This is a genomic window from Rhizobium sp. K102, assembly GCF_022385315.1.
Lineage (GTDB): Bacteria > Pseudomonadota > Alphaproteobacteria > Rhizobiales > Rhizobiaceae > Rhizobium > Rhizobium croatiense.
On the sequence record NZ_CP092436.1, the window covers coordinates 4238051 to 4260667 of the forward strand.

Below are 22617 nucleotides of genomic sequence, written 5' to 3' on the forward strand. Positions count from 1 at the left end.
CAAGATGAGCACATTCGAATTCCTATGGCAGGGGATCCTGGTTGCGATGCAGCCGATGAACCTGGTTTATGCGCTGGTCGGCGTGACGCTCGGCACTGCCGTCGGCGTGCTGCCCGGCATCGGACCCGCCCTCACCGTGGCGCTGCTGCTGCCCGCCACCTACAAGCTCGACCCCGGCGGTTCGCTGATCATGTTCGCCGGCATCTATTACGGCGGCATGTATGGCGGTTCGACCACCTCGATCCTCTTGAACACGCCGGGGAAAGCGCCTCGATCGTCACCGCGCTCGAGGGCAACAAGATGGCGCGCGCCGGGCGCGGCGGGCCGGCGCTGGCGACAGCGGCGATCGGTTCCTTCGTCGCCGGCTTGCTCGCCACGCTCGGGCTCGCCTTCATCGCTCCTTATATTGTCAAGCTGGCGCTGGTCTTCGGGCCGCGCGAATATTTCGCGCTGATGGTGCTCGCCTTCGTCACCGTCTCCTCGGCTTTCGGCGATTCGGCGCTGCGCGGGCTGACCTCGCTGTTCATCGGCTTTGCCCTTGCCATGGTCGGCATCGACCAGCAGACGGGGCAGGCGCGGCTTTCCTTCGGCATACCAGACCTGCTTGACGGCATCGAGGTGACGACGCTCGCGGTGGCGATGTTCGCGATCGGCGAGACGCTTTATATCGCCGCGCAGCGCAACCGGATGGAGGATAAGGTCGAAGCCGTCAAGGGCTCGCTCTGGATGAACGCGCAGGACTGGGCGCGTTCGTGGAAGGCCTGGCTGCGCGGCACGCTGATCGGCTTTCCGATCGGCGCGATGCCGGCGGGCGGCGCCGAAATCGGCACCTTCCTCTCCTATGCGACCGAAAAGCGGCTGGCGAAGAACCCCGAGGAGTTCGGCCATGGCGCCATTGAAGGCGTGGCCGGCCCGGAGGCGGCGAACAACGCATCTGCGGCCGGCACGCTGGTGCCGCTGCTGACGCTCGGCCTGCCGACGACGGCGACGGCGGCGATCATGCTGGCCGGCTTCCAGCAATACGGGCTGCAGCCCGGACCACTGTTGTTTGCCACCAACCCGCAGCTCGTCTGGGGCCTGATCGCCAGCCTGCTCATCGCCAATGCCATGCTCCTGGTCTTGAACCTGCCGCTGATCGGCCTCTGGGTGCGGTTGCTGACCATTCCGAAGCCGTGGCTTTATGCGGGCATCCTGCTGTTTGCGACGCTCGGGACGATCGGCGCCAATCCGTCGGTGTTCGAACTCGGCATGCTGCTGGCTTTCGGCCTGCTCGGCTACGTGATGCGGCTCTTCGGCTATCCGATTGCGCCGACGGTCGTCGGCCTGATCCTCGGGCCGCTTGCCGAACAGCAGTTGCGCCGGGCACTGGCGATCAGCCAGGGCGACGTCACGACGCTTGTGATGTCACCGATCGCGGCGGGCCTTCTCATTGTTGCAGCGGCCGCCTTCCTCATCCCGCTGATCCTGCGGCTGCGCGGCCGGGGACAGGTGCTTGCGCAGCTGGCGGCAAACGAAGACTAAAAAGACAAACTTACCCCTGCCTCAAGGCCGGCCATGGAGACATGCGCCGGCCTCTTCTTTTTGCATGGCTGAGATGAGTTTACGTGCATTGTCCTGGAGGACGGGCGGCCCCATTTGCAGGTGGTCAATCATAGAACGAGAGCAAAACACAATGTCCGCTATCCGCAGTTCAATCCGCACCGGTTTCCTTGGCCGTGCATTTGCCGTGCTCGGCGCCGCAAACGCGGTCAGCGCCGCTGTCGAAGCCGGCCGCCGGCCGCGCGCCCGCGACCTCAGGGAACTCGGCATCGACCCGGCCTCCTTCGGTGAGGTTACTCGCTAAGATCTTCAAGGCATGCATGAATGAAACAGCCCGCAACCGGATGGTCGCGGGCTTTATTTTGTTCAACGGGTGCCGCTACGCCAAACGCTGCGGCCTCTTGAAGCGCGTCGCGCTTCAAGCGTTTGTTTTCACGCATGTCGTCATCGCAAAACCGCGCACGCTTTGCGCGGCATGCTCTATCGTCAGGCGTGAAGTTCTTCCTGCCGGGGGGCGTGATCCTCCACCCGCGCGCGCCTGTTGTGGCGGATGGATGACCAGAGCGACAGGCCGATCAGGGCCGCGCCGCCGAGGCCGGTGATCACCTCGGGGATGTGCACCAGGGTCTGCGCATACATGATCACCGAGAGGATCAGGATGGCATAGAAGGCGCCATGCTCGAGATAGCGGTATTCGGCAAGCGTTCCCTTCTCCACCAGCATGATCGTCATCGAGCGCACATACATGGCGCCGATGCCGAGGCCGATCGCGATGACGAAGAGGTTCTGCGTCAGAGCGAAGGCGCCGATGACGCCGTCGAAGGAAAAGCTGGCATCCAGCACCTCCAGATAGATGAAAGCGCCGAGGCCGCCCTTGGCGGCAGCGCTCATCGTCTGCTGCGAGGCATCGAGCAGCTCGCCGACGACCTCGACCGCCAGGAAGGTGAGCAGGCCGTAGATGGCGCAATGGACGAAGACGCTGGCTTCCTCGCCGCCGATCAGCCAGGAGAACACAAGCATCAGCGCCAGCACGAAGGCGATCTCGATGCCCCTGATGGTCGCTGAGCGCGCCATCACTTTTTCCAGGCCGCGAAGCCAATGGATTTTCTTCTCGTGGTCGAAGAAATAGCTGAGGCCGACCATCATCAGGAAGGTGCCGCCGAAGGCTGCGATCGGCAGATGCGCATCGTTCATGATGCGGGCATATTCTGCGGGCTCGCGGGCAGCCAGCACCAGCGCGTCCCAGGGGCCGATCCGTGCCGCGATCGCGACGATCGCCAGCGGAAAGACGATGCGCATGCCGAAGACGGCAATGATGATGCCCCAGGTGAGGAAGCGTTTCTGCCAGAGCGGCGTCATCTCCTTCAGCTTGTTGGCATTGACGATGGCATTGTCGAAGGAGAGCGAGATCTCGAGTACCGCAAGCACGGTGCAGATGAAGAAGACGCTCGCCATGCCGCCGATGGTGCCGGTCGTCTGCCAGCCGAGCACGGCACCGAGAATAAGGCCGAGAGCAGTGACGATAAAAGCCCAGCGGAAATAGCCGAGCGAGGATTCATGGGTTGCAGGTTGATTCATGGCCGCACCTCACAGCCGCAAATCTTTTTGGAGAGGCTGGAGAGCGAAAAACGCGGCATGCCGCAACGGGCATGCTGGCAAGGCATGGTGAGTTTTTTCATCGATGAAAATCCGCCGGCTAAGCTGCAGGCGGTACCGACATCACGAGAGCGCCGTAAAAACTCTCGCCAGAGGGGCCCGGCACCAAACATTGTCAGCAGCCGATGTCTGGAAGGCTGCGGACAGGCTCTAGGTAATCAACTTCCCGGCTCAGTCAAGCCGGTCATTGCCGGGAGATTGTCAGTTTTTTTGGGAACCATCCCGACGCCCGCCCGTTAGACCCTGGTTGAGCTGAAAAGGAGGCCGATGATGCACACTTCGACCCATGTTCCCGACAAACGCACGGAGGCATCCGACCGCATGAAGCGGGCGAAGCCGAACCGCATGCAGAAGGCGCAGGTGCTGCCGCCGCATCATGTCGACCTGACGCTGACGCCTGGCGTCATTCATGACATCCACGTGCCGGCGCATGTGACCGGCGCAGATCTTTCCAAAGGCGGTCCCGACCTCAAGGGCCACGCGGAAACCAAGAAATAGCGCCCATTCCAACGGCTTCTTCGGCGCATGGCAGCTGATTTTTCGAAACAGGATGACAAACATATGACGATCAACTTTGTGCCCCGCGATATCGCCATCCGGCATGAAAATGAATGGCAGGCCATACGCGAGGCGGCGGATGAGCGCATCGATATCGGCAAACGTCAAACGCCGCTTGCTTCGTCCATTCAAGGCTCAGCATCGGTTGGGAGAAACGATCCTTCGGCCGCACGCTCCGAATGAGCGGCGGGCCATTGTAGCAAGACCGGCGCCCGGCATGATGTCGGGCGTTTTGCTGTCTATCGATGCTCGTCTCGAGCGGCGCGCCGCGCGGAGTTGCAGCCGAAGTGTGCTCGGGGCGTCGATGCGTTTCAGGAAAAGATCAGCTGCGCAAGCATCATCCTGTCGCCGCGCCAACCTTTCGGAAAGGATTGGCCGGCGATAATTGCGGCCTCACGGGAATCGGACAGATGGCCAAGACAGCGACACGCGGCCGCCGCAAGGCGCCGGCGAGAGGAAAGAGCAGGGCGCGCAGCGGCGGCGGCAGATTGCTGCCCTGGGCGGTGATCGGTATTGCCGCGATCGGCGGCATTCTTGCTCACGACCATTGGAAGAGCATTCAGCCGTTGCTTGCCCGCCAATCGGCGCCGGCCACGCGGGAAACGGCGGAGCCGAGGCCTGTTGCCAGGAGGGACGTACCGCCGAAGCAGGTGGCGCTTGCCGCGCCGACGCCAACGGCACCGGTCACCGCGCAGCCGCTACCGCCGGCCGCAATACCGAAGCCGGCCATCCAGCCGGTCAAGGCGGTTCCGGCCTCTCCCGGGGCTGCGGAAACGGGAACGGCCGCCTTCGGTTATTGCGGGCAGGGCGCTCATATCAACTGCGTCGGCGACGGCGGGATCTTCTGGTACAAGGGCGAGAAGATCGTCATCGCCGATATGGCAAGTCCGATCGTCGACCGAGCGCGCTGCGATGACGAGCGCAGGATCGCCTTTGCCGCCAAGTCGCGCCTGCTGGCGCTTCTGAACGCCGGGCCCTTCACCATGAATGCGGCGGGCAAGACCGAGTCATCAGGCGCCCCGCGCGTCGTTTCGCGCGATGGCCGCTCTTTCGGAGCGCAGCTGATCAACGAGGGGCTGGCGCGCAAGCCAGGCGCGGGCGGCGCCTGGTGCGCCTGAAATTCGTTACTTGCCCTTTTTCACCAGCTTGCCGCCGGTGCGGAAGCTGCCGGCGAAGGAGGAATCCTTGCTTTCGGCCGTGCATTCGATCGCGATCGGCTTGCCGGCATAGGGATTGCCGAAGGTGCAGAAGCCGGCGACCTTGACCTGGCCGGTCATCTTGTTGCCGACGCCTGTCGTGACGAGGCTGAGGGGCAGGCGGGCATTGCCATTGGACGCGGGCTTGATCCCGGCGCCGTCGCCCTGGAAGCCGAGCGCCTTGCCATCCGACGTGAAGATGAACGTCACCGAGCCGTTGGCCAGCGTAACGCTGGCAAGCTCGTTCTTGCAGCCCTTGGTGGCGTCGAATTTGGCGACGACAAGCTTGGCGCATTTGCCGGACAGGGTAATGACGCCGGCTGCGCCGGGAAAAGTTTCGGCGGGAGAGGCCGGCGCGGCGGTGGCCGGCAAGGCAAGGGCGGCGGACAAAAATGCGGCGGCGGCAAGCGCGGATAAGTTCATTTCGATTTCAAACCCCATGTGCTGGCGAGGCGAATCACTGCCTCATCCTCGATTCGCCATGGCATGGTTCTGTGTCCGAATTTGGTTCCGCCATTCCCGCGGGATAAGATTATCACCGGCTGTGGGTGATCAGCGATCGACGGCAATGGGTGCGAGCCGGGCTTGCTGGCCGGAAGGTCGGCAAGGGCGTAGCTGTCAGGTATCGACAACAAGCCGGCATGATTTGACGGTGGCAAGGCACTCGTCGAGCGCCTGCCGTCTTGAATGCACTGTCTGATCAGGGGGAATGGGTCCAGGCAGGGAAGTCCAGACCCATTCTTTCCCGATCGGAGGTCAGTCAGATCAGGAATTTGCGGCTGCCGGTCTAGAGCATGATGCCGAAAAGTGTAGGCGGTTTTCGGACGACATCATGCTCTAACTCTTGAATTTAGAACAGGATTCAGATTTTGGCCGAACGGGCCCAAAATCATCCTGGTCTCAGCCGGCAGCCCTTTTTCATTAGAACGCGCGCTGCAGGCGGAAGTAGCCCGAGGTCACGTCGCTGGCATTGTCCGGATCGAGGTACTGAACCGAAACCTTGGCCGAGAAGTTTTCGACGATCTGGTAGTCGATCGTCACGCCGGCCTTCCAGGCGTTGACGTCATCGTTGAACTCGCCGGCAGTGATGCCGTAGTTGTCGTAGTACTGAACAGCCGGGGTGATCTTCAGCTTGTCAGTTGCCTTGATGGCGTATTCAGCAGCGATCGCCCATTCAGCCTTGTTGTAGTAGGCGTTCGGGTTGGATGCGTAGACGACTGCGAGGCCGAGCGTGCCCGGACCGACGGCAACCGTACCCATAGCGCGGACGGCGCCTTCTTCGTTGTCCGTGTCGTAACCAGCCGTGATCTGGTAGCTGAAGATACCAGCCTTGCCGCCGAGACCAACGGCTACGCCGACGTTGTTGGCGGTTTCGCCGTTGTAGAACGGGCTGTCTTCGAGCTCGTCGACGCTGATGCCGGCGTAGAAAGCGTCGGTTTCGTACTGATAACGGATGGAGTTATGCAGCGTGACCGGAGAACCGATATCGTCGGTTTCGCCCGAGAGGCCGTCGTCCCACCAGCTGTAGAACAGACCGGCGCGGAAGCCGGCGATGTCGATGTAAGCGGAGTCGAGCTGGGCCTTCTGGGCCGAAGCGTTGTCAGCATTGAACTGCATGACGATGACGCCGGTCAGCGGACCATATTCGGTGTCGCTCTTGGCGGTGAACTGAACCTGGCCGCGCGTACGGGCATCCCAGTCCGAGTCGTTGGCAACGGAACCGCCGCCGCCGGCGCCGATCGAGCTGGCGTTCGGAGCAACGTCAACCTGGAAGCGGACGTAGCCGTTGATCTTGAGGCAGGTTTCGGTGCCGGGGATGTAGAAATAGCCGGTGCCGTAAGCGTCGCAGACGCGGACGTATTCAACCGGTTCCGGCTCGGCGGCAACGATAGCGTCAGCCGCCTGAGCGCCGGATACTGCTGCGAGAGCAGCAGCGGAGCCGAGAAGAAGGCTCTTGATGTTCATGGAAATAACCTCCAGTTCAGATGCGAGAGGATGAAGACCGTTGCCATCGGCAGTCCCTACGGATCTTCACCCCGTGTGAGCGAAGCGGCACCTTTTTGACCAGGTGCCTGCCTCGCCGCGGTAGTTACATAGGGGATATTGCGCCGCAATAACGATATCGATCATGACAGCAGGCTTGCGCAGCTATGTTGCTGAAATAACACGTATTTTGTCACGAATCTGTCACGTATCTGTTGCAAATCTTGCCGTGAACAACGGTGGGCTGAGCCGCGAAAACAATATGCAATTCGTGCTCGCGTAAGCATGTCCTCATATGCGCGCACGCCATAACCGCGATCTGTGCGAACCGGGGACGGCCAATAAGCTGCCGGGGAGAGAAGTGGCAACGACCAGTTCGGCGTACTTGCCGGAAAGCGTAATGACGCCGGCGGTGCCAGGAAGTGTCTCAGGCGCGGCAAAGGCCGGCAAGGCGGGGACGGCGGAAACAAGGGGCGGCGGCAGCCGGTGCGAAAGATCCCCCCTCCGTCTGCGCCGGCGAACCGGCCGTGCGCTGGAAGGTCAGGTACTCGCATTGTTCAGCGACGTGATTGGGGCGGTGTTTCTCGGCCTGAATTGCTTCCTTGACGCGGTGACGAACACCTGTGCCCGAGAATTCACTCCAGGGTGGCTTCCTTGCGGGCGACATTGCCACTCACATCGATATCACTGCCCAACATCGCGCTGCCGGTCAGATCGACACCGTAGTCCAACAGGTTCTGACGCGTCAGGTGAAGCATGATCCGGCCGGCCTGCTCGACCGGTCTGCCGCGCATATGGGAGACGACGTACTCGGCAGTGACGGGGTAGCGTCCCTCAGGAAGGCTGATACCTTTTGCGAGTGAAATCTTGTCGGTGGAAACCACAAGAGTTTTGCGTCGTTTGATGACCTGGGCCAAGTCTGAAACTCCTACTGGGGCAGGTGTATCACACCCGCAAGCCGCGATGTAAAAAGGCCTCTCGATTTCTCGAAAGGCCTTCTAGGTCAAGCAATCTGGATGGTGGGCGTGACAGGGATTGAACCTGTGACCCCTACGATGTCAACGTAGTGCTCTCCCGCTGAGCTACACGCCCATCCGATGGCGGCGCATAGATCACAAAACCTTTGGAGCCGTCAATAGGCTTTTTGCAGTTTTGTGACGCGCCGCCCGGCAAGCCTTATGCGGCAAGCATTTTGTTGACCTCGTCGACGAGGTCGCGCAGGTGGAAGGGCTTGGAAAGGACCTTGGCATCCTTCGGCGCCTTCGAATCAGGGTTCAGCGCCACGGCGGCAAAACCGGTGATGAACATGACCTTCAGGTCGGGATCGAGTTCGGTGGCGCGGCGCGCCAGTTCGATGCCGTCCATCTCGGGCATGACGATATCGGTCAACAGCAGGGAAAACGGCTCCTCGCGCAGCCGGTCGTAGGCGCTAGCGCCGTTATCATAGGAAAGGACCTTGTAACCGGCCTTTTCCAGCGCTTTCACCAAGAAGCGGCGCATGTCGTTGTCGTCTTCGGCGAGAAGTATCTTCTGAGTCATCAATCCAGACCGCTGATCAATAGGTTTTGGGTGGGTGCCAGCCGTTTACACTAGTCTTTGCCCGGTAAACAACCGGTGAATTGCCTGTGCGTGATTGCCGTCCCTTCTACATAGTATGGACTTGCGGCCGGGCAACTGGCAACATGGCCGAAGCAGTCAGTTCATGACATGGTAAAGAGGGCAGAAAGTGCCGGAAATCCGCGAATACGAGCTTTTTGAAGTCCATGAGCCCGTGTCGCAGACCATTCCCTTCGTCTACAACTCCCCCCATAGCGGCCGCATTTATCCACCGGAATTCATCGCCCAGTCGAGGCTCGAAGGCATCGCCATCCGCCGTTCCGAGGATCACTATGTCGATGAGCTCTTCGGTTCGGCCGTCACCCTCGGCGCGCCGCTTCTCGCCGCCAACTTTCCGCGCGCCTATCTCGACGTCAACCGCGAGCCCTACGAGCTTGATCCCAGGATGTTCGACGGGCTGCTGCCGCCCTATGCCAATGTCAACTCGCTGAGGGTCGCCGGCGGGCTCGGCACCATTCCGCGCATCGTCGCCGAGAACATGGAGATCTATGCGCGGCGCCTGCCGGTGCAGGAGGGGCTGGATCGGGTCGAAGCGGTCTACAAGCCGTACCATGCGGCGCTGCGTCGGCTGATCGCCCGTACCCATGTGCAGTTCGGCTTCGGCGTGCTGATCGATTGCCACTCGATGCCCGGTAATGTGCGCGTCGCCGGCTGCACCGGACGGCCCGATTTTATCATCGGCGATCGCTACGGCACCAGCGCTTCGGCCGAACTTTCGCGCGCCGCCATCGCCATCCTCGAGGAAATGGGCTTCGCGGCGATCCGCAACAAGCCCTATGCCGGCGGTTTCATCACCGAACATTACGGCCGCCCCTCGCGCGGCCTGCATGCATTGCAGATCGAGGTGAACCGGGCGATCTATGTCGACGAGGTGACGCTGGAGAAGCGCGAGGATTTTGCCGCGGTGGCCGAGGCCGTGACGGCCTTCATGCAGCAGATGGCCGATTACGTCGAAAAGTTCGCCGGCGACCGGGCGCTGGCCGCCGAATAGGCTTCTTTATCAATTTTGGCGATATTCGTGTGGCCGTCGTCTTTCGCAAGGGCCAAAAAAGAACCGCGCTGGTCAGCGCGGCTAAGTCTCAGGGAGGAAACACCCAAGGAGGGTATTTACAGTCAGAAGACTGTATGACGACGCTACTATTGCATTGCACAAATGTCAAGCAATATATTGCGCTGCGATATCTTTGGGCAATTCATCCGAAATTGCCCGCGGCGTTTGCATTCCCGTCACGTTTCGTTATGAAACCCGTTCCCGCCAGCCAAATGGTGCCACCATGCTTCCTGACCGTTCGTTCTTCAATCGTCTGGCGGAGGCCGCCCGCGCCGAGACGCTGCCGCGCTTCCGCTCCGGCCTCGATGTCACCAACAAGCTATCCTCGGGGTTCGATCCGGTGACGGAAGGCGATCGTGCCGCCGAACTCGCCATCCGGGCGCTGATCGAGGAGAATTTCCCCGATCACGGCATTCTCGGCGAGGAGCACGGCAATGTCGGGCTCGACCGTGACTATGTCTGGGTGATTGATCCGATCGACGGAACCCGCGCCTTCATATCGGGCGTGCCGGTGTGGGGAACGCTGATCGGCCTGCAGAAGGAGGGTCGGGCGATCATGGGCATGATCGAACAACCCTTTACCGGCGAGCGTTATTTCGCCGACGAAAACGGCTCGATCTATAGCGGGCCGGAGGGCGAGCGGCGGCTGGTGACGCGCCAGTGCGACCGGCTCTCCAATGCCATTCTTTTTACCACATCGCCGCATCTCTTCGGCGGCGAGGAGATGGAGAAATATCGGGAGATCGAGAGCCAGGTGCGGCTCTTCCGCTACGGCTGCGACTGCTATGCCTATGCGCTGCTTGCTGCCGGCCATATCGATCTCGTCATCGAAAACGGGCTGAAGCCCTATGATGTCGGCGGCATCATTCCCGTCATCGAGGGGGCGGGCGGCATCATCACCACCTGGGACGGCGGCCGGCCGGAAAATGGCGGCTCGATCATCGCCGCCGGCAGCCGGGCGGTCTACGAGCAGGCGATCGCCGTGCTGCAGCGCTGATCCCCCGGTCAGCTCCTGATCCGGCTCACGTGCCGAGGGCCGCGACATCTTGGTTTTCCTCGGCATCGCTGCCAGGAATGAAGGCATGGAAGGCGGCGAGCGCGGCGGCGCGGTAGATATCCCGTTCCTGGAAAATCTCGTGGCGGGCGCCGTTGATCGGCACCAGCTGACCGGCGCGGAAATAACGCGAGAGCCGCTCCTGCGCCGTATAGGGAACGACGCCGTCACGCGTCGGGGCGATGACGATGGTCGGGATGGTGATCGAAAAGAGATGGTTGGGTGAGGTGACCCGATCTATGGTCCGGAACGCCTCGGTGAGCCAACGGGCTGTCGGCGGACCAAGCGTCAGCTCCGGATGAGCCGTCATCATCGCGACATTACGGTCGAAGCGCTGTTCGTCCGAGGTCAGCGGGTTGTGGCTGAAGTCCGGCTCCTTCAATTTCGAGGTCAACGGCAGGAAACCAAGGCCGAGAGCGGTCAGCGTGCCTGCAACGGCACGGATGACACGGGGCGAGGCCGTCTGGCCGGTCAGGCCGATGAAGGGAGCGGACAGCACCATGCGGTCGATGCGGGTGGTGAGATAAGGGGCAGCCGACAGCGCGATCAGCCCACCGGTGGAATGGGCGAGCAGGTAGAAAGGCAGGCGCGTATCCGGCAGCACCACCTTTTCGAGGAAAGTGTCGAGATCGTGCTCGTAATCGACAAAGCGGCGGATGTGACCGTGATTGCGGCGTTTCATCAGCCGCTGAGAACCGCCCTGGCCGCGCAGATCGAAGGTCGCGACCCAGAGGCCTTTCGCCGTCAGGTCGCGGATGGTCTCGAAGTACTTTTCGATATATTCGTTGCGGCCATGGAGAATGACCACCGTGCCCCTGGCGACCTGGGCGGAGCGAAAGACGGCGTAACGCAGCCGGTGGCCGTCATGGGTTTCAAAATAGCCTTCCGTGCGGTTTTCCGGGGCGGGATTGTCGGGCGTCGAATAGAGAACCTGATCCATGACTTTGCCAATGCGCCGCTGCTGCCTGCTTCGCTATCAGGGATAGCGCATGGCTCCCGGCTTGGAAAGCGCCGGCGCCCGCAAAGCGGCGGGAGAAAAGGGCCGGCAGGAGCATGAGGGTGCCCGCAGCCGGCCTAGGTTGAGGCTGAAGAAGAAGGGACGATGCACTTCAGCCGCCGGGACCAGATTTACCCGACGCTGCTATCTCTAGGCGCTTGCGTCTGAATGCGTTCCGAACCGGCCGTTCATGCGGGGTTCACGGGCCGTTCAAGGCGATTCCGAAAAGGTCTTGAACTCCGTAAATCCCATCACCATCTCCTTGCTGCGGGTGCCAAGAAGGGCCCGCGCAACCGTTCCGGGGCCGCCAAACATGGGGTTACAGGGACATTTTATCGCAACACGTCGCTTCCACAGGAGGACATCATGCGTCACGTAGACTTCTCTCCCCTTTATCGTTCGACGGTCGGTTTCGACCGGCTGTTCACCATGCTCGACAGCCTTGCTCAGCCGGAGCAGGCACAGACCTATCCGCCCTATAATATCGAGCGCACCGGTGAAAACACCTATCGCATCACCATGGCGGTCGCCGGTTTCGACGAGACCGAACTTTCGATCGAGGCCCATGCCCATGTGCTGTCCGTGAAGGGTGAAAAGAACGAGGAAACCGCCGAAGGCGGCGAATTCCTCTATCGCGGCATTGCCAAGCGCGCCTTCGAGCGCCGCTTCCAGCTCGCCGACCATGTCGAGGTGACCGCCGCTTCGCTGAAGAACGGCCTGCTGCACATCGACCTTCTGCGCAATATTCCTGAGGCCATGAAGCCCCGCAAGATCGCGATTGCCGCAGAGCCGGTCGAGGCTCCGAAGGCCATCGAGGCGCAGGTCGTCAACAGCTGATCGTTCTCCCGTGCGGATAAATGGACGGCGCTCCGCTTGGGGCGCCGTTTTTTATTGCGCTCGCTGTACTGCTGTTCAGGCGGGGCTGGCGGCATCCTTGATCTGCTGTTCGGTTGCGCGGCGGGCCGCGGCGGCGGCGTATTTCTGGGCGATGACGGCGCAGACCATCAGCTGGATCTGGTGGAAGAGCATCAGCGGAAGCACGATCGCGCCGATCGACTGGCCGGCAAAAATGACATTTGCCATCGGCACGCCGCTTGCGAGACTTTTCTTGGAACCGCAGAAGGTGATGGTGATCTCGTCGGTCTTGCCGAAGCCGAGCCGGCGGCTGCCGAACATCGTCAGCACCAGCACTAACCCCAGAAGGACGATGTCGGCGACGATGACGACGGCGATATCGGCGATCGAGAAGGTATGCCAGAGGCCTTCGACGACCGCCGTCGAGAAGGCGAGATAGACGACCATCAGGATCGAGCCGCGATCGACGGGCATCAGAATCTTCCTCCTGGCGCGAATCCAGTCGCCGATCCAGGGCTGCAGGATCTGGCCGACGATGAAGGGGGCAAGCAGTTGCAGCAGGATCTGCTGAAGCGCGTCGAGGGAGAAGCCGCCATGGCCGCCGACGGAAAAGAGCAGGCCGACGAGCAGCGGCGTCAGAAACATGCCGAAAATATTCGAGGCGGAGGCCGAGCAGATCGCGGCAGGCACGTTGCCGCCGGCCATCGAGGTGAAGGCGATGGATGACTGCACCGTCGACGGCAGCACGCAGAGGAAGAGGATGCCGAGATAGAGCGGCTGCGGCAGGATCGCGTCCGGAATGAAGCCGAGCGCCAGGCCCAGCAGCGGGAAGATGCCGAAGGTCGTCAGCAGGATGACGAGATGCAGGCGCCAGTGCAGCAGGCCCGAGATGACGACATCACGCGAGAGGCGGGCGCCATGCAGGAAGAACAGGGCGGCGATGGCGAGATCGGTGGCGATGCCGAAATAATCCGCGAAGGTGCCGCTTGCCGGAAACAGCGAGGCAAGGATGACGGTGCAGACAAGCAGGCTGGTGAAGCTATCGGGCAGAAAGCGGCGCATGGCGGTCTCACGGCAAACAAGATTGGTCATTGTTCTGTCCTCCATTATGATCCAGGATGCAAGAAATAACAGTTATCAAGAAACCGGATGTCATGCTGGACCTTTCGCAATTGCGCAGTTTCGTCGCTGTCGAACAGATGGGCAGTTTCACGCTCGCCGCAGAAAGGCTGGGTCTCGGGCAATCGACGGTCAGTCAGCATATTCAGCGGCTGGAGGCGACGCTCGGTCGCAAGCTTCTGGCGCGCGACACGCACAAGGTCATGCTGACCGGCGATGGCGAAGCGCTGCTGACGCATGCGCGCGCCATGCTTTCGATCGAGGGGCAGGTGCAGTCGCTGTTTAAGAGCAACAGTCTGCGCGGCAGCCTGCGGCTCGGCGTCTCGGAGGATTTCGTCACCAGCCAGCTGCCGGCGGCGCTGGAGGATTTCGTTCGGTCGCATCCGTCCGTCGACCTGGAACTGACCGTGGCGCTCTCCGGCGTCCTCTACGAGATGCAGGACAATGGCGACATCGATCTGGTGCTTGCCAAGCGCCGGCTCGGTGACGCACGCGGGAAGCTCGTCTATCGCGAGCCGCTCGTCTGGCTGGCGCGCGATCCTGAGCGGCTGCTGGCCACCGGGCCACTGCCGCTGATTGCTTTCCCGCCACCGAGCGTGACACGGGCGATCGCCCTGGAAGCGCTCGGGCGCAACGGCGTGCCGTGGCGGATCGTCTGCACTTGCGGCAGTCTCAGCGGGCTGACGGCGGCGGCGCGGGCCGGGATGGGCGTGCTGGTGCAGCCGCGCAGCATGGCGCCCTCGGGGCTGAAAGAGATCGCTGCTAGAAGACTGCCGGCGCTGGAGGACGTGGAATTCGTCCTCGTGCCGCGCAAGGGCGCCGATCAGGCGCTGGTCGCCGCACTTTCGGACGATATTCTGCAAAAGGTGAGGGGGCTGAGGTCGGCATGAGCCATCGTCGGCACCGTGAGCCTGCCCGGCAGACGGGTTCGGCCGATCAAGCGGTCAGGCACTTCAGGAAACCATCCACATCGGCTTGCGTGGTCGCAAAGCTGGTGACGAGGCGGATCAGGGTTTCGCCTTCGGAGACGAGTTCGGGCGTTGCCGCGGGCGCCGGCCACGCGTAAAATTTGGCGCCCTTTTCCTCGGCGGTTTTTGCCGCGCTCTTGCTGATGACGGCAAAGACTTCGTTTGACGCGGTCGGCCAGGCGAGCCGCGCGGCATTGCTGGCGCCGATGCCGGCGCGCAGCCGATCGGCCATGCCGTTGGAATGGCGGGCGAGATCGAGCCAGAGGCCGTTTTCGAAATAGGCATCGAACTGGGCGGCGATGAAACGCGATTTGGAAAAGAGCTGGGCGGCGCGCTTGCGGATGAAGGGCATTTCGCGCGCCCGTTCCGGATCGAAGAAGACGATCGCCTCGGCGCACCAGCAGCCGTTCTTGGTGCCGCCGAAGGAGAGCATGTCGACGCCGCGTTTCCAGGTCATTTCGGCCGGGGTGGCGCCGAGCGCAATCAACGCATTGGCGAAGCGGGCGCCGTCCATGTGGAGCGGCAGGTTGCGCTTTCGTGATAGGGCGGCGATCTCGCCGATCTCCGGCAGGGAATAGACGGTGCCGATCTCGGTCGCCTGGGTGATGGTGACGGCGCTGGCACGGCCGTGACGGAGGGCGTCCTCGGGAAAGTTGGCGATTTTTGCCGAAAGTTTCGCCGGATCGATCTTGCCGGCTTCGCCGTCGACGGCAACGAGGCGGGCGGAGCCGGAGAAGAATTCCGGCGCGCCGCATTCATCCTCGATCACATGCGCCTCGGAATGGCAGAAGGTGATGCCGCCGGGCCGCTGGACGCTTGCCAGCGACAGGGAATTGGCGGCCGTGCCGGTGGCGACGAAGAAGACGGAAACCTCACGTTCGAAGATCTCGCAGAAGCGGGCCTCGACTTGTTTGTCGAGATCGCCGGCGCCATAGGCAGGGGCAAAACCAGCCGATTCCGCCAGCAGGCGTTCGGCAATGGATCTGTGGGCGCCGGCCCAATTGTCGGATGCAAAGAACATAGCGAAGACCGTGGGAGTGAAACGGGTTGGGAGGGTCGCTGCGGACATTACGGCAATCCTTCACGGGATCAAGGCCATTACCGATAATCCATCACGAAAATTGAACGGCGCAATCAATAAATAAAATGTCTCGACTTAACGCAATTTTATTTCGTGGTTGCGACCGATTTGGTAATCTTCCGTCGCAAAATGACGATTTTTGACCCGGCGCTCTTGCGAAGCCAAATGCTTTCTGGCATAGAACAGATGAATTAGGACAGTGTTGCTGTCCTATTTTGGCCTTTGCGGCCGAAGAGGCGCCGAAAGCCCTGGAACAGGCGGGCTTTCACGCTATAGTTCTTCCGAGCGTCAAGCCCCAGGACGGGCGGCGCGCGGAGGCGAATGGCAGGCGCGGAACGCGACGGTTTGCTTTCCCTAGAAGCAGATGTCTGCGGCGATCTTCACAATGCAACAGCGCTGTCATGCGCCGAACCTATCTTCGGGTTGCGGTGCGGGACGAAAAGCCGCCCGCGGCCCGCGGGTTTCGACAGGAGGAAAGACGATGACGAAGACGCCATCCATGGAATTTGACCGGTTTGCCGCTGCTGAGATGCGCGCGACGGCCGATACGTCCAAATCCGCCTCCGGCCTGCCGAAGAAACAGGGCCTCTACGATCCCCGCAACGAGCATGATGCCTGCGGCGTCGGCTTTGTCGCGCATATGAAGGGTGAGAAGTCGCACCAGATCGTCAAGGACGGCTTGTTCATTCTTGAGAACCTGACGCACCGCGGCGCCGTCGGCGCCGATCCTCTGATGGGCGACGGCGCCGGCATTCTGGTGCAGATTCCCGACCGCTTCTTCCGTGAGGAGATGGCCGGGCAGGGGATCGCCCTGCCGCCGGCCGGCGAATATGGCGTCGGCCATATCTTCATGCCGCGCGATGAAAAGCAGATCGAGCACTTCAAGAAGGTGATCAAGGACGTCATTGAAGAGGAAGGCCAGGTCCTGATCGGCTTTCGCGACGTGCCGGTCGATAATTCCTCGCTCTCCAAGGCGCCGGCGATTGCCGCGACCGAGCCGCATCACGTGCAGGTCTTCATCGGTGCCGGTGAGGATGCCGAGAACAATGACGAATTCGAGCGCCGGCTGTTCACGCTGCGCAAGGTGATCTCCAACCGCATCTATGACGAGTTCGACGGCGAGGAGAGCAATTTCTATCCGGTCTCGCTGTCGTCGGCGACCGTGGTCTACAAGGGCATGTTCCTGGCCTATCAAGTCGGCGTCTATTACAAGGACCTGTCGGACCCGCGTTTCGAAAGCGCGGTCGCCCTGGTGCACCAGCGCTTCTCGACCAACACCTTCCCGTCGTGGAAGCTCGCGCATCCCTATCGCATGGTCGCCCATAACGGCGAGATCAACACGCTGCGCGGCAACGTCAACTGGATGGCGGCGCGCCAGGCGTCGGTTTCCTCGCCGCTGTTCGGCGAAGATATTTCCAAGCTCTGGCCGATTTCCTACGAGGGACAGTCGGACACGGCCTGCTTCGACAATGCGCTCGAATTCCTGGTGCGCGGCGGCTATTCGCTGGCGCATGCGGTGATGATGCTGATTCCGGAAGCCTGGGCCGGCAACCAGTCGATGGCGGCCGAACGCAAGGCCTTCTACGAATATCATGCCGCGCTGATGGAGCCCTGGGACGGGCCGGCTGCCGTTGCCTTCACCGACGGCAAGCAGATCGGCGCGACGCTCGACCGCAACGGCCTGCGGCCGGCGCGTTATCTCGTCACCGACGACGACCGCGTCATCATGGCCTCCGAAGCCGGCGTTCTGCCGGTTCCGGAGGAGAAGATCATTCAGAAGTGGCGCCTGCAGCCGGGCAAGATGCTGCTGATCGACATGGAAGAAGGCCGGATCATCTCCGACGACGAGGTGAAGTCGCAGCTTGCCACCGCGCATCCCTATCGCAGCTGGCTCGACCGCACCCAGCTGATCCTCGAAGAGCTGAAGCCGGTGGAGCCGCGGGCGCTGCGTCGCGACGTGTCGCTGCTCGACCGTCAGCAGGCCTTCGGCTACACGACCGAGGATACTCGCATCCTGATGTCGCCGATGGCGACGACCGGTCAGGAGGCGATCGGCTCGATGGGCACGGATACGCCGATCTCGGCGATGTCGGAAAAGCCGAAGCTGCTCTATACCTACTTCAAGCAAAACTTCGCGCAGGTCACGAACCCGCCGATCGACCCGATCCGCGAAGAGCTTGTCATGAGCCTCGTCTCCTTCATCGGCCCGCGTCCGAACATTCTCGACCATGAAGGCATGGCGAACGCCAAGCGTCTCGAAGTGCGCCAGCCGATCCTGACCAATGGTGACCTCGAAAAGATCCGCTCGATCGGTCATACGGAAGACCGGTTCGACACCAAGACCCTCGATTTCACCTATGACATCGAGCGCGGCGCCGCCGGCATGCCCGACATGCTCGACCGGCTTTGCGAGCGCGCGGAAGCGGCCGTCAAGGGCGGCTACAACATCATCGTGCTCTCCGACCGTCAGATCGGTCCTGATCGAATCGCCATCCCGGCGCTGCTGGCGACGGCCGCCGTGCACCATCACCTGATCCGCAAGGGGCTTCGCACCTCGGTCGGTCTCGTCGTCGAGACCGGGGAGCCGCGCGAAGTGCATCATTTCTGCCTGCTCGCCGGCTATGGCGCCGAGGCGATCAACCCTTATCTCGCTTTCGACACGCTGCTCGACATGCATGCCAAGGGCGAGTTCCCCAAGGAAGTCGATGCCTCGGAAATCGTCTACCGCTACATCAAGGCGGTCGGCAAAGGCATCCTCAAGGTCATGTCGAAGATGGGCATCTCGACCTATCAGTCCTATTGCGGCGCGCAGATTTTCGATGCGATCGGCCTGTCGTCGGAACTGGTGGACAAGTATTTCTTCGGTACCGCAACGATGATCGAAGGTATCGGCCTCGAAGCGATCGCCGAAGAGACTGTCGCTCGCCACAACGCCGCCTTCGGCAAGGATCCGCTGCTTGCGACGACGCTCGATATCGGCGGCGAATATGCCTATCGCATGCGCGGCGAAAGCCATGCCTGGACGCCGGATGCGGTTGCCGCCCTTCAGCATGCCGTGCGCGGCAATGCCGAGGATCGCTACCGCGAATTCTCCGAGATGGTGAACAATTCGGCGCTGCGCATGAACACGATCCGCGGGCTCTTCAACATCAAGAGCGCCGAGGCGCTCGGCCGCAAGCCGGTATCGATCGACGAGGTCGAACCGGCCGCCGATATCGTCAAGCGGTTCTCGACGGGAGCGATGTCTTTCGGCTCGATTTCCCGCGAGGCGCATACGACGCTGGCGATCGCCATGAACCGGATCGGCGGCAAGTCGAACACCGGTGAGGGTGGAGAGGAATCCGACCGCTACATGCCGCTCTCCGATGGGTCGAGCAATCCGGAACGTTCGGCGATCAAGCAGATCGCCTCGGGTCGCTTCGGCGTCACGACCGAATATCTGGTCAACGCCGACGTGCTGCAGATTAAGGTGGCGCAGGGCGCCAAGCCCGGCGAAGGCGGCCAGCTGCCCGGTCACAAGGTCGATGCGACGGTCGCCAAGACCCGTCACTCGACGCCGGGTGTCGGCCTGATCTCGCCGCCGCCGCACCACGACATCTATTCGATCGAGGATCTGGCGCAGCTGATCTACGATCTGAAGAACGTCAACCCGACCTCTGATGTCTCGGTCAAGCTCGTCTCCGAAGTCGGCGTCGGCACGGTTGCCGCCGGTGTCGCCAAGGCGCGCGCCGACCATATCACGGTCGCCGGCTTCGACGGCGGCACGGGTGCGTCGCCGCTGACCTCGCTCAAGCATGCCGGCAGCCCTTGGGAAATCGGTCTTGCCGAAACCCAGCAGACGCTGGTGCTGAACGGCCTGCGTTCGCGTGTTGCATTGCAGGTGGACGGCGGTCTGAAGACCGGCCGGGACGTCATCATCGGGGCGCTGCTCGGCGCCGACGAATTCGGCTTCGCCACCGCGCCGCTGATCGCGGCCGGCTGCATCATGATGCGCAAGTGCCATCTCAACACCTGTCCGGTCGGCGTGGCGACACAGGATCCGGTGCTGCGCAAGCGCTTCAAGGGCACGCCGGAGCACGTCATCAACTACTTCTTCTTCGTCGCCAACGAAGTGCGCGAAATCCTCGCCTCGCTCGGCTTTACCCGACTCGACGACATAATCGGCGCTTCGGAGTTGCTGGAGAAGGACGAGATGCTGGCGCACTGGAAGGCCAAGGGTCTCGACTTCAGCCGCATCTTCCATAAGGTCGATGCCGCCAAGGAGGAGACTTTCTGGACGAGCCGGCAGCAGCACCCGATCGATGACATTCTCGACCGCGTGCTGATCGAGCAAGCACAGCCGGCGCTGACCGACAAGACGCCAGTCGCGTTCGAGGTCGGCATCAAGAACGTCGACCGTTCGGCCGGCGCGATGCTGTCCGGCGAGGTCGCCAAGCGCTTCCGCCATCGCGGGCTGAAGGAAGACACGATCAATGTGACGCTTCGCGGCACGGCAGGCCAGAGCTTCGGCGCCTTCCTGGCGCGCGGCGTCACCTTCAACCTGATCGGCGATGGCAACGACTATGTCGGCAAGGGCCTTTCGGGCGGCAAGATCATCATCCGGCCGCCGGAGAATTCCAGGATAATCGCCGAAAACTCGATCATCGTCGGCAACACCGTGCTTTACGGCGCGACCGAGGGCGAATGCTATTTCCGCGGCGTGGCGGGTGAACGTTTCGCCGTGCGCAACTCGGGTGCGATCGCCATCGTCGAGGGTGTCGGCGACCATGGCTGCGAATATATGACCGGCGGTGTCGTCGTCGTGCTCGGCGCTACGGGCCGCAATTTCGCGGCCGGCATGTCCGGCGGTGTCGCCTATGTGCTCGACGAAACCGGCGATTTCGCCAGCCGCTGCAACATGGCGATGGTCGAACTCGAGCCGGTGCCCGAAGAAGACGACATGCTGGAGAAGCTGCATCATCACGGCGGCGATCTCATGCACAAGGGACGTGTCGACGTCTCGGGCGACATGACTCGTCATGACGAGGAGCGCCTCTACCAGCTGATCTCCAACCATCTGCACTATACGGGCTCGGCCCGCGCCAAGCAGATCCTCGATCACTGGGCCGACTACCGTCCGAAGTTCCGCAAGGTCATGCCGGTCGAATACCGCCGTGCGCTCGAGGAAATGGAACGCAGCCGGATGGGCATCGCCGCGGAGTGATTTGCACCGGGATATTCGCCACGTGCTGATTGCGGGTGGCGGATATCGGAAACGTCTCGATGATCCGTGACGATCATGACGGCGAAAGGCCGTCCAGATCGCCCGGAAGTTTCAGGGGATATGTTCCAATGACGGTCAAGAGAAGCAACCCACCCGGAATGCCGGGACTGACGACAGACAATTGGCCGCGGATGAGGCGGTCATGAGGGTAAGGGACGAAGAGATGGGTAAGGTAACAGGGTTTCTGGAAATCGACCGGCAGGTGGCGAAGTACCAGCCGGCGTCGGATCGTATCCGCCATTTCCGCGAATTCACGATCCCGATGTCGGATCCGGAAGTGCAGAAACAGGCGGCGCGCTGCATGGACTGTGGCATCCCCTATTGCCACGGCCCCACCGGCTGCCCGGTGCACAACCAGATTCCTGACTGGAACGACCTCGTCTACAACAACAACTGGGAAGCGGCGATCCAGAACCTGCATTCGACCAACAACTTCCCGGAGTTCACCGGCCGCGTCTGCCCGGCGCCCTGCGAGGAAGCCTGCACTTTGAATCTCGAAGATGCGCCTGTTGCCATCAAGACGGTCGAACAGGCGATCGCCGACAAGGCCTATGAGCTCGGCTTCATCCGGCCGCAGCCGGCCACCGTTCATACCGGAAAGAAGGTCGCCGTTATCGGCTCCGGCCCCGCCGGCATGGCGGCTGCCCAGCAGCTCGGCCGCGCCGGCCACGAGGTGCATGTCTATGAGCGCGAGACCAAGCCGGGCGGCCTGCTGCGCTACGGTATTCCCGATTTCAAGATGGAGAAGAACTTCATCGACCGCCGCGTCGAGCAGATGAAGGGCGAGGGCGTCACCTTCCATTGCGGCGTCAATGTTGGCGTCGACGTCAAGGTCGAGCAACTGCTGGCCGATCATGACGCCGTGCTCTACTGCGGCGGCTCCGAGACGCCGCGCGAGGCGGGCATTCCGGGCATTGACCTTGCTGGCGTCCATGATGCCATGCCTTATCTGGTGCAGCAGAACCGCCGTGTCGGGCGCGAGAACATCGACAGCGTCGGCTGGCCGTCGGATCCGATCCTTGCCGGCGCCAAGCATGTCGTCGTCGTCGGTGGCGGTGATACGGCGTCGGACTGTGTCGGCACGGCGTTCCGCCAGGGCGCCGTCAAGGTCACCCAGCTCGACATCCGGCCGCAGCCGCCGGAGAAGGAAGACAAGCTCGCTGTCTGGCCTTTCTGGGCGACGAAGATGCGCACCTCCTCCTCGCAGGCCGAGGGCGCCGTGCGCGAGTTCCAGGTGGCGACGCTCGAATTCATCGGCGAAGACGGTGTGCTGACAGGCGTCAAATGCTGTGAGGTCGATGAGCGCCGGCGGCCGGTTGCGGGCACGGAATTCGTCATCCGAGCCGATCTCGCCTTCATCGCCATCGGTTTCCGCGGCCCGTTTACGACAAGCGTGCTGAAGGAGCTCGAGGGCAAGCTGACGCTCAATACCGATAAGCGCGGCTCGACCAACGTCGTCGCCAACGACCGGGACTACAAGACCTCGATCGACAAGTTCTGGACGGCGGGCGACGTGCGCCGCGGCCAGTCGCTGGTGGTCTGGGCGATCCGCGAAGGCCGCCAGGCTGCCCGCGCCATCGACGAGGCCTTGATGGGCTCAAGCGTGCTGCCGAACTGACTGTCGGCTCACGCAGGGTCTGGACGAGACGAACTCCGCCTGTGAACGGACCCCCGAAGGTT

At 62.2% G+C, this 22617-nt stretch carries 18 protein-coding genes, 1 tRNA gene and 1 pseudogene; 11 read left to right on the forward strand and 9 right to left on the reverse strand.

The window, feature by feature from the left end:
* Positions 1 to 4: 4 nt before the first annotated feature.
* Together MHI61_RS26705 and MHI61_RS26710 are read left to right on the forward strand one after the other, a co-directional pair.
* A pseudogene (locus MHI61_RS26705) lies at positions 5 to 1521 on the forward strand (tripartite tricarboxylate transporter permease).
* A gap of 151 nt (positions 1522 to 1672) precedes the next feature.
* The gene (locus MHI61_RS26710; RefSeq protein ID WP_097580385.1) at positions 1673 to 1843 is read left to right on the forward strand and encodes a hypothetical protein; all 171 of its coding nucleotides are present in this window, start codon (positions 1673 to 1675) and stop codon (positions 1841 to 1843) included.
* A 182-nt stretch (positions 1844 to 2025) separates the two neighbouring features.
* On the opposite strand, the gene MHI61_RS26715 is transcribed toward MHI61_RS26710, so the two are convergent.
* Positions 2026 to 3117 (reverse strand): DUF475 domain-containing protein, encoded by a 1092-nt coding sequence (locus tag MHI61_RS26715; RefSeq protein WP_239791209.1) that lies wholly within the window; start codon positions 3115 to 3117, stop codon positions 2026 to 2028.
* A 345-nt stretch (positions 3118 to 3462) separates the two neighbouring features.
* Between MHI61_RS26715 and MHI61_RS26720 the strand changes: the two genes are divergently transcribed.
* From MHI61_RS26720 to MHI61_RS26730, 3 genes are all read left to right on the forward strand, one after another.
* Entirely contained in the window at positions 3463 to 3693 is a 231-nt protein-coding gene (locus tag MHI61_RS26720) for a hypothetical protein (protein ID WP_010032149.1), read from the forward strand.
* Positions 3694 to 3756: 63 nt separating this feature from the next.
* Positions 3757 to 3936: a hypothetical protein gene (locus MHI61_RS26725; protein WP_239792917.1), complete on the forward strand. Its 180-nt coding sequence runs from the start codon at positions 3757 to 3759 to the stop codon at positions 3934 to 3936.
* Between the two features lie 227 nt (positions 3937 to 4163).
* Positions 4164 to 4871: a hypothetical protein gene (locus MHI61_RS26730; RefSeq protein ID WP_239791210.1), complete on the forward strand. Its 708-nt coding sequence runs from the start codon at positions 4164 to 4166 to the stop codon at positions 4869 to 4871.
* A 6-nt stretch (positions 4872 to 4877) separates the two neighbouring features.
* On the opposite strand, the gene MHI61_RS26735 is transcribed toward MHI61_RS26730, so the two are convergent.
* From MHI61_RS26735 to cpdR1, 5 genes are all read right to left on the reverse strand, one after another.
* Entirely contained in the window at positions 4878 to 5372 is a 495-nt protein-coding gene (locus tag MHI61_RS26735) for a hypothetical protein (RefSeq protein WP_097580506.1), read from the reverse strand.
* Positions 5373 to 5870: 498 nt separating this feature from the next.
* Positions 5871 to 6914, reverse strand: coding sequence for a porin (locus tag MHI61_RS26740; RefSeq protein ID WP_239791211.1), 1044 nt, complete (start codon positions 6912 to 6914; stop codon positions 5871 to 5873).
* Positions 6915 to 7567: 653 nt separating this feature from the next.
* Positions 7568 to 7849: a hypothetical protein gene (locus MHI61_RS26745; RefSeq protein WP_239791212.1), complete on the reverse strand. Its 282-nt coding sequence runs from the start codon at positions 7847 to 7849 to the stop codon at positions 7568 to 7570.
* A 100-nt stretch (positions 7850 to 7949) separates the two neighbouring features.
* Positions 7950 to 8024, reverse strand: a tRNA-Val gene (locus MHI61_RS26750).
* 84 nt (positions 8025 to 8108) lie between these two features.
* Positions 8109 to 8471, reverse strand: coding sequence for a response regulator CpdR1 (cpdR1, locus tag MHI61_RS26755; protein WP_003542883.1), 363 nt, complete (start codon positions 8469 to 8471; stop codon positions 8109 to 8111).
* Between the two features lie 187 nt (positions 8472 to 8658).
* On the opposite strand from cpdR1, the gene MHI61_RS26760 reads away from it, so the two are divergent.
* A complete protein-coding gene (locus tag MHI61_RS26760) occupies positions 8659 to 9540 on the forward strand; it encodes an N-formylglutamate amidohydrolase (protein WP_010033008.1) in 882 nt (293 codons plus the stop codon).
* Between the two features lie 283 nt (positions 9541 to 9823).
* A complete protein-coding gene (hisN, locus tag MHI61_RS26765) occupies positions 9824 to 10597 on the forward strand; it encodes a histidinol-phosphatase (protein WP_097580505.1) in 774 nt (257 codons plus the stop codon).
* Between the two features lie 25 nt (positions 10598 to 10622).
* On the opposite strand, the gene MHI61_RS26770 is transcribed toward hisN, so the two are convergent.
* On the reverse strand, positions 10623 to 11594 hold the full coding sequence (locus MHI61_RS26770) for an alpha/beta hydrolase (protein WP_239791213.1): 972 nt from the start codon (positions 11592 to 11594) through the stop codon (positions 10623 to 10625).
* Positions 11595 to 12017: 423 nt separating this feature from the next.
* On the opposite strand from MHI61_RS26770, the gene MHI61_RS26775 reads away from it, so the two are divergent.
* Positions 12018 to 12488, forward strand: coding sequence for an Hsp20 family protein (locus MHI61_RS26775; protein ID WP_064683240.1), 471 nt, complete (start codon positions 12018 to 12020; stop codon positions 12486 to 12488).
* 75 nt (positions 12489 to 12563) lie between these two features.
* On the opposite strand, the gene MHI61_RS26780 is transcribed toward MHI61_RS26775, so the two are convergent.
* Positions 12564 to 13568, reverse strand: a complete 1005-nt coding sequence (locus tag MHI61_RS26780) for a bile acid:sodium symporter family protein (RefSeq protein WP_239792918.1) — start codon at positions 13566 to 13568, stop codon at positions 12564 to 12566.
* Between the two features lie 92 nt (positions 13569 to 13660).
* Here MHI61_RS26780 and MHI61_RS26785 point away from each other — a divergent pair, with 92 nt between their 5' ends.
* On the forward strand, positions 13661 to 14515 hold the full coding sequence (locus tag MHI61_RS26785; RefSeq protein WP_239791214.1) for a LysR family transcriptional regulator: 855 nt from the start codon (positions 13661 to 13663) through the stop codon (positions 14513 to 14515).
* A 46-nt stretch (positions 14516 to 14561) separates the two neighbouring features.
* On the opposite strand, the gene MHI61_RS26790 is transcribed toward MHI61_RS26785, so the two are convergent.
* A complete protein-coding gene (locus MHI61_RS26790) occupies positions 14562 to 15614 on the reverse strand; it encodes a low specificity L-threonine aldolase (protein WP_097580376.1) in 1053 nt (350 codons plus the stop codon).
* Between the two features lie 541 nt (positions 15615 to 16155).
* On the opposite strand from MHI61_RS26790, the gene gltB reads away from it, so the two are divergent.
* Both gltB and MHI61_RS26800 read left to right on the forward strand, forming a co-directional pair.
* Positions 16156 to 20877, forward strand: coding sequence for a glutamate synthase large subunit (gltB, locus tag MHI61_RS26795; protein ID WP_239791215.1), 4722 nt, complete (start codon positions 16156 to 16158; stop codon positions 20875 to 20877).
* Positions 20878 to 21100: 223 nt separating this feature from the next.
* A complete protein-coding gene (locus tag MHI61_RS26800; RefSeq protein ID WP_097580374.1) occupies positions 21101 to 22555 on the forward strand; it encodes a glutamate synthase subunit beta in 1455 nt (484 codons plus the stop codon).
* The last annotated feature ends 62 nt before the right edge of the window (positions 22556 to 22617 follow it).

Bases quoted from the DNA above. Each gene is read 5' to 3' on its own strand.
- MHI61_RS26735 (WP_097580506.1), bottom strand. From the start codon at position 5,372: ATGAACTTATCCGCGCTTGCCGCCGCCGCATTTTTGTCCGCCGCCCTT.
- MHI61_RS26770 (WP_239791213.1), bottom strand. From the start codon at position 11,594: ATGGATCAGGTTCTCTATTCGACGCCCGACAATCCCGCCCCGGAAAAC.
- MHI61_RS26725 (WP_239792917.1), top strand. From the start codon at position 3,757: ATGACGATCAACTTTGTGCCCCGCGATATCGCCATCCGGCATGAAAAT.
- cpdR1 (WP_003542883.1), bottom strand. From the start codon at position 8,471: ATGACTCAGAAGATACTTCTCGCCGAAGACGACAACGACATGCGCCGC.
- hisN (WP_097580505.1), top strand. From the start codon at position 9,824: ATGCTTCCTGACCGTTCGTTCTTCAATCGTCTGGCGGAGGCCGCCCGC.
- MHI61_RS26730 (WP_239791210.1), top strand. From the start codon at position 4,164: ATGGCCAAGACAGCGACACGCGGCCGCCGCAAGGCGCCGGCGAGAGGA.
- MHI61_RS26740 (WP_239791211.1), bottom strand. From the start codon at position 6,914: ATGAACATCAAGAGCCTTCTTCTCGGCTCCGCTGCTGCTCTCGCAGCA.
- MHI61_RS26780 (WP_239792918.1), bottom strand. From the start codon at position 13,568: ATGCGCCGCTTTCTGCCCGATAGCTTCACCAGCCTGCTTGTCTGCACC.
- MHI61_RS26790 (WP_097580376.1), bottom strand. From the start codon at position 15,614: ATGTTCTTTGCATCCGACAATTGGGCCGGCGCCCACAGATCCATTGCC.
- MHI61_RS26800 (WP_097580374.1), top strand. From the start codon at position 21,101: ATGGGTAAGGTAACAGGGTTTCTGGAAATCGACCGGCAGGTGGCGAAG.
- MHI61_RS26710 (WP_097580385.1), top strand. From the start codon at position 1,673: ATGTCCGCTATCCGCAGTTCAATCCGCACCGGTTTCCTTGGCCGTGCA.
- MHI61_RS26720 (WP_010032149.1), top strand. From the start codon at position 3,463: ATGATGCACACTTCGACCCATGTTCCCGACAAACGCACGGAGGCATCC.
- MHI61_RS26785 (WP_239791214.1), top strand. From the start codon at position 13,661: ATGCTGGACCTTTCGCAATTGCGCAGTTTCGTCGCTGTCGAACAGATG.
- MHI61_RS26775 (WP_064683240.1), top strand. From the start codon at position 12,018: ATGCGTCACGTAGACTTCTCTCCCCTTTATCGTTCGACGGTCGGTTTC.
- MHI61_RS26715 (WP_239791209.1), bottom strand. From the start codon at position 3,117: ATGAATCAACCTGCAACCCATGAATCCTCGCTCGGCTATTTCCGCTGG.
- gltB (WP_239791215.1), top strand. From the start codon at position 16,156: ATGACGAAGACGCCATCCATGGAATTTGACCGGTTTGCCGCTGCTGAG.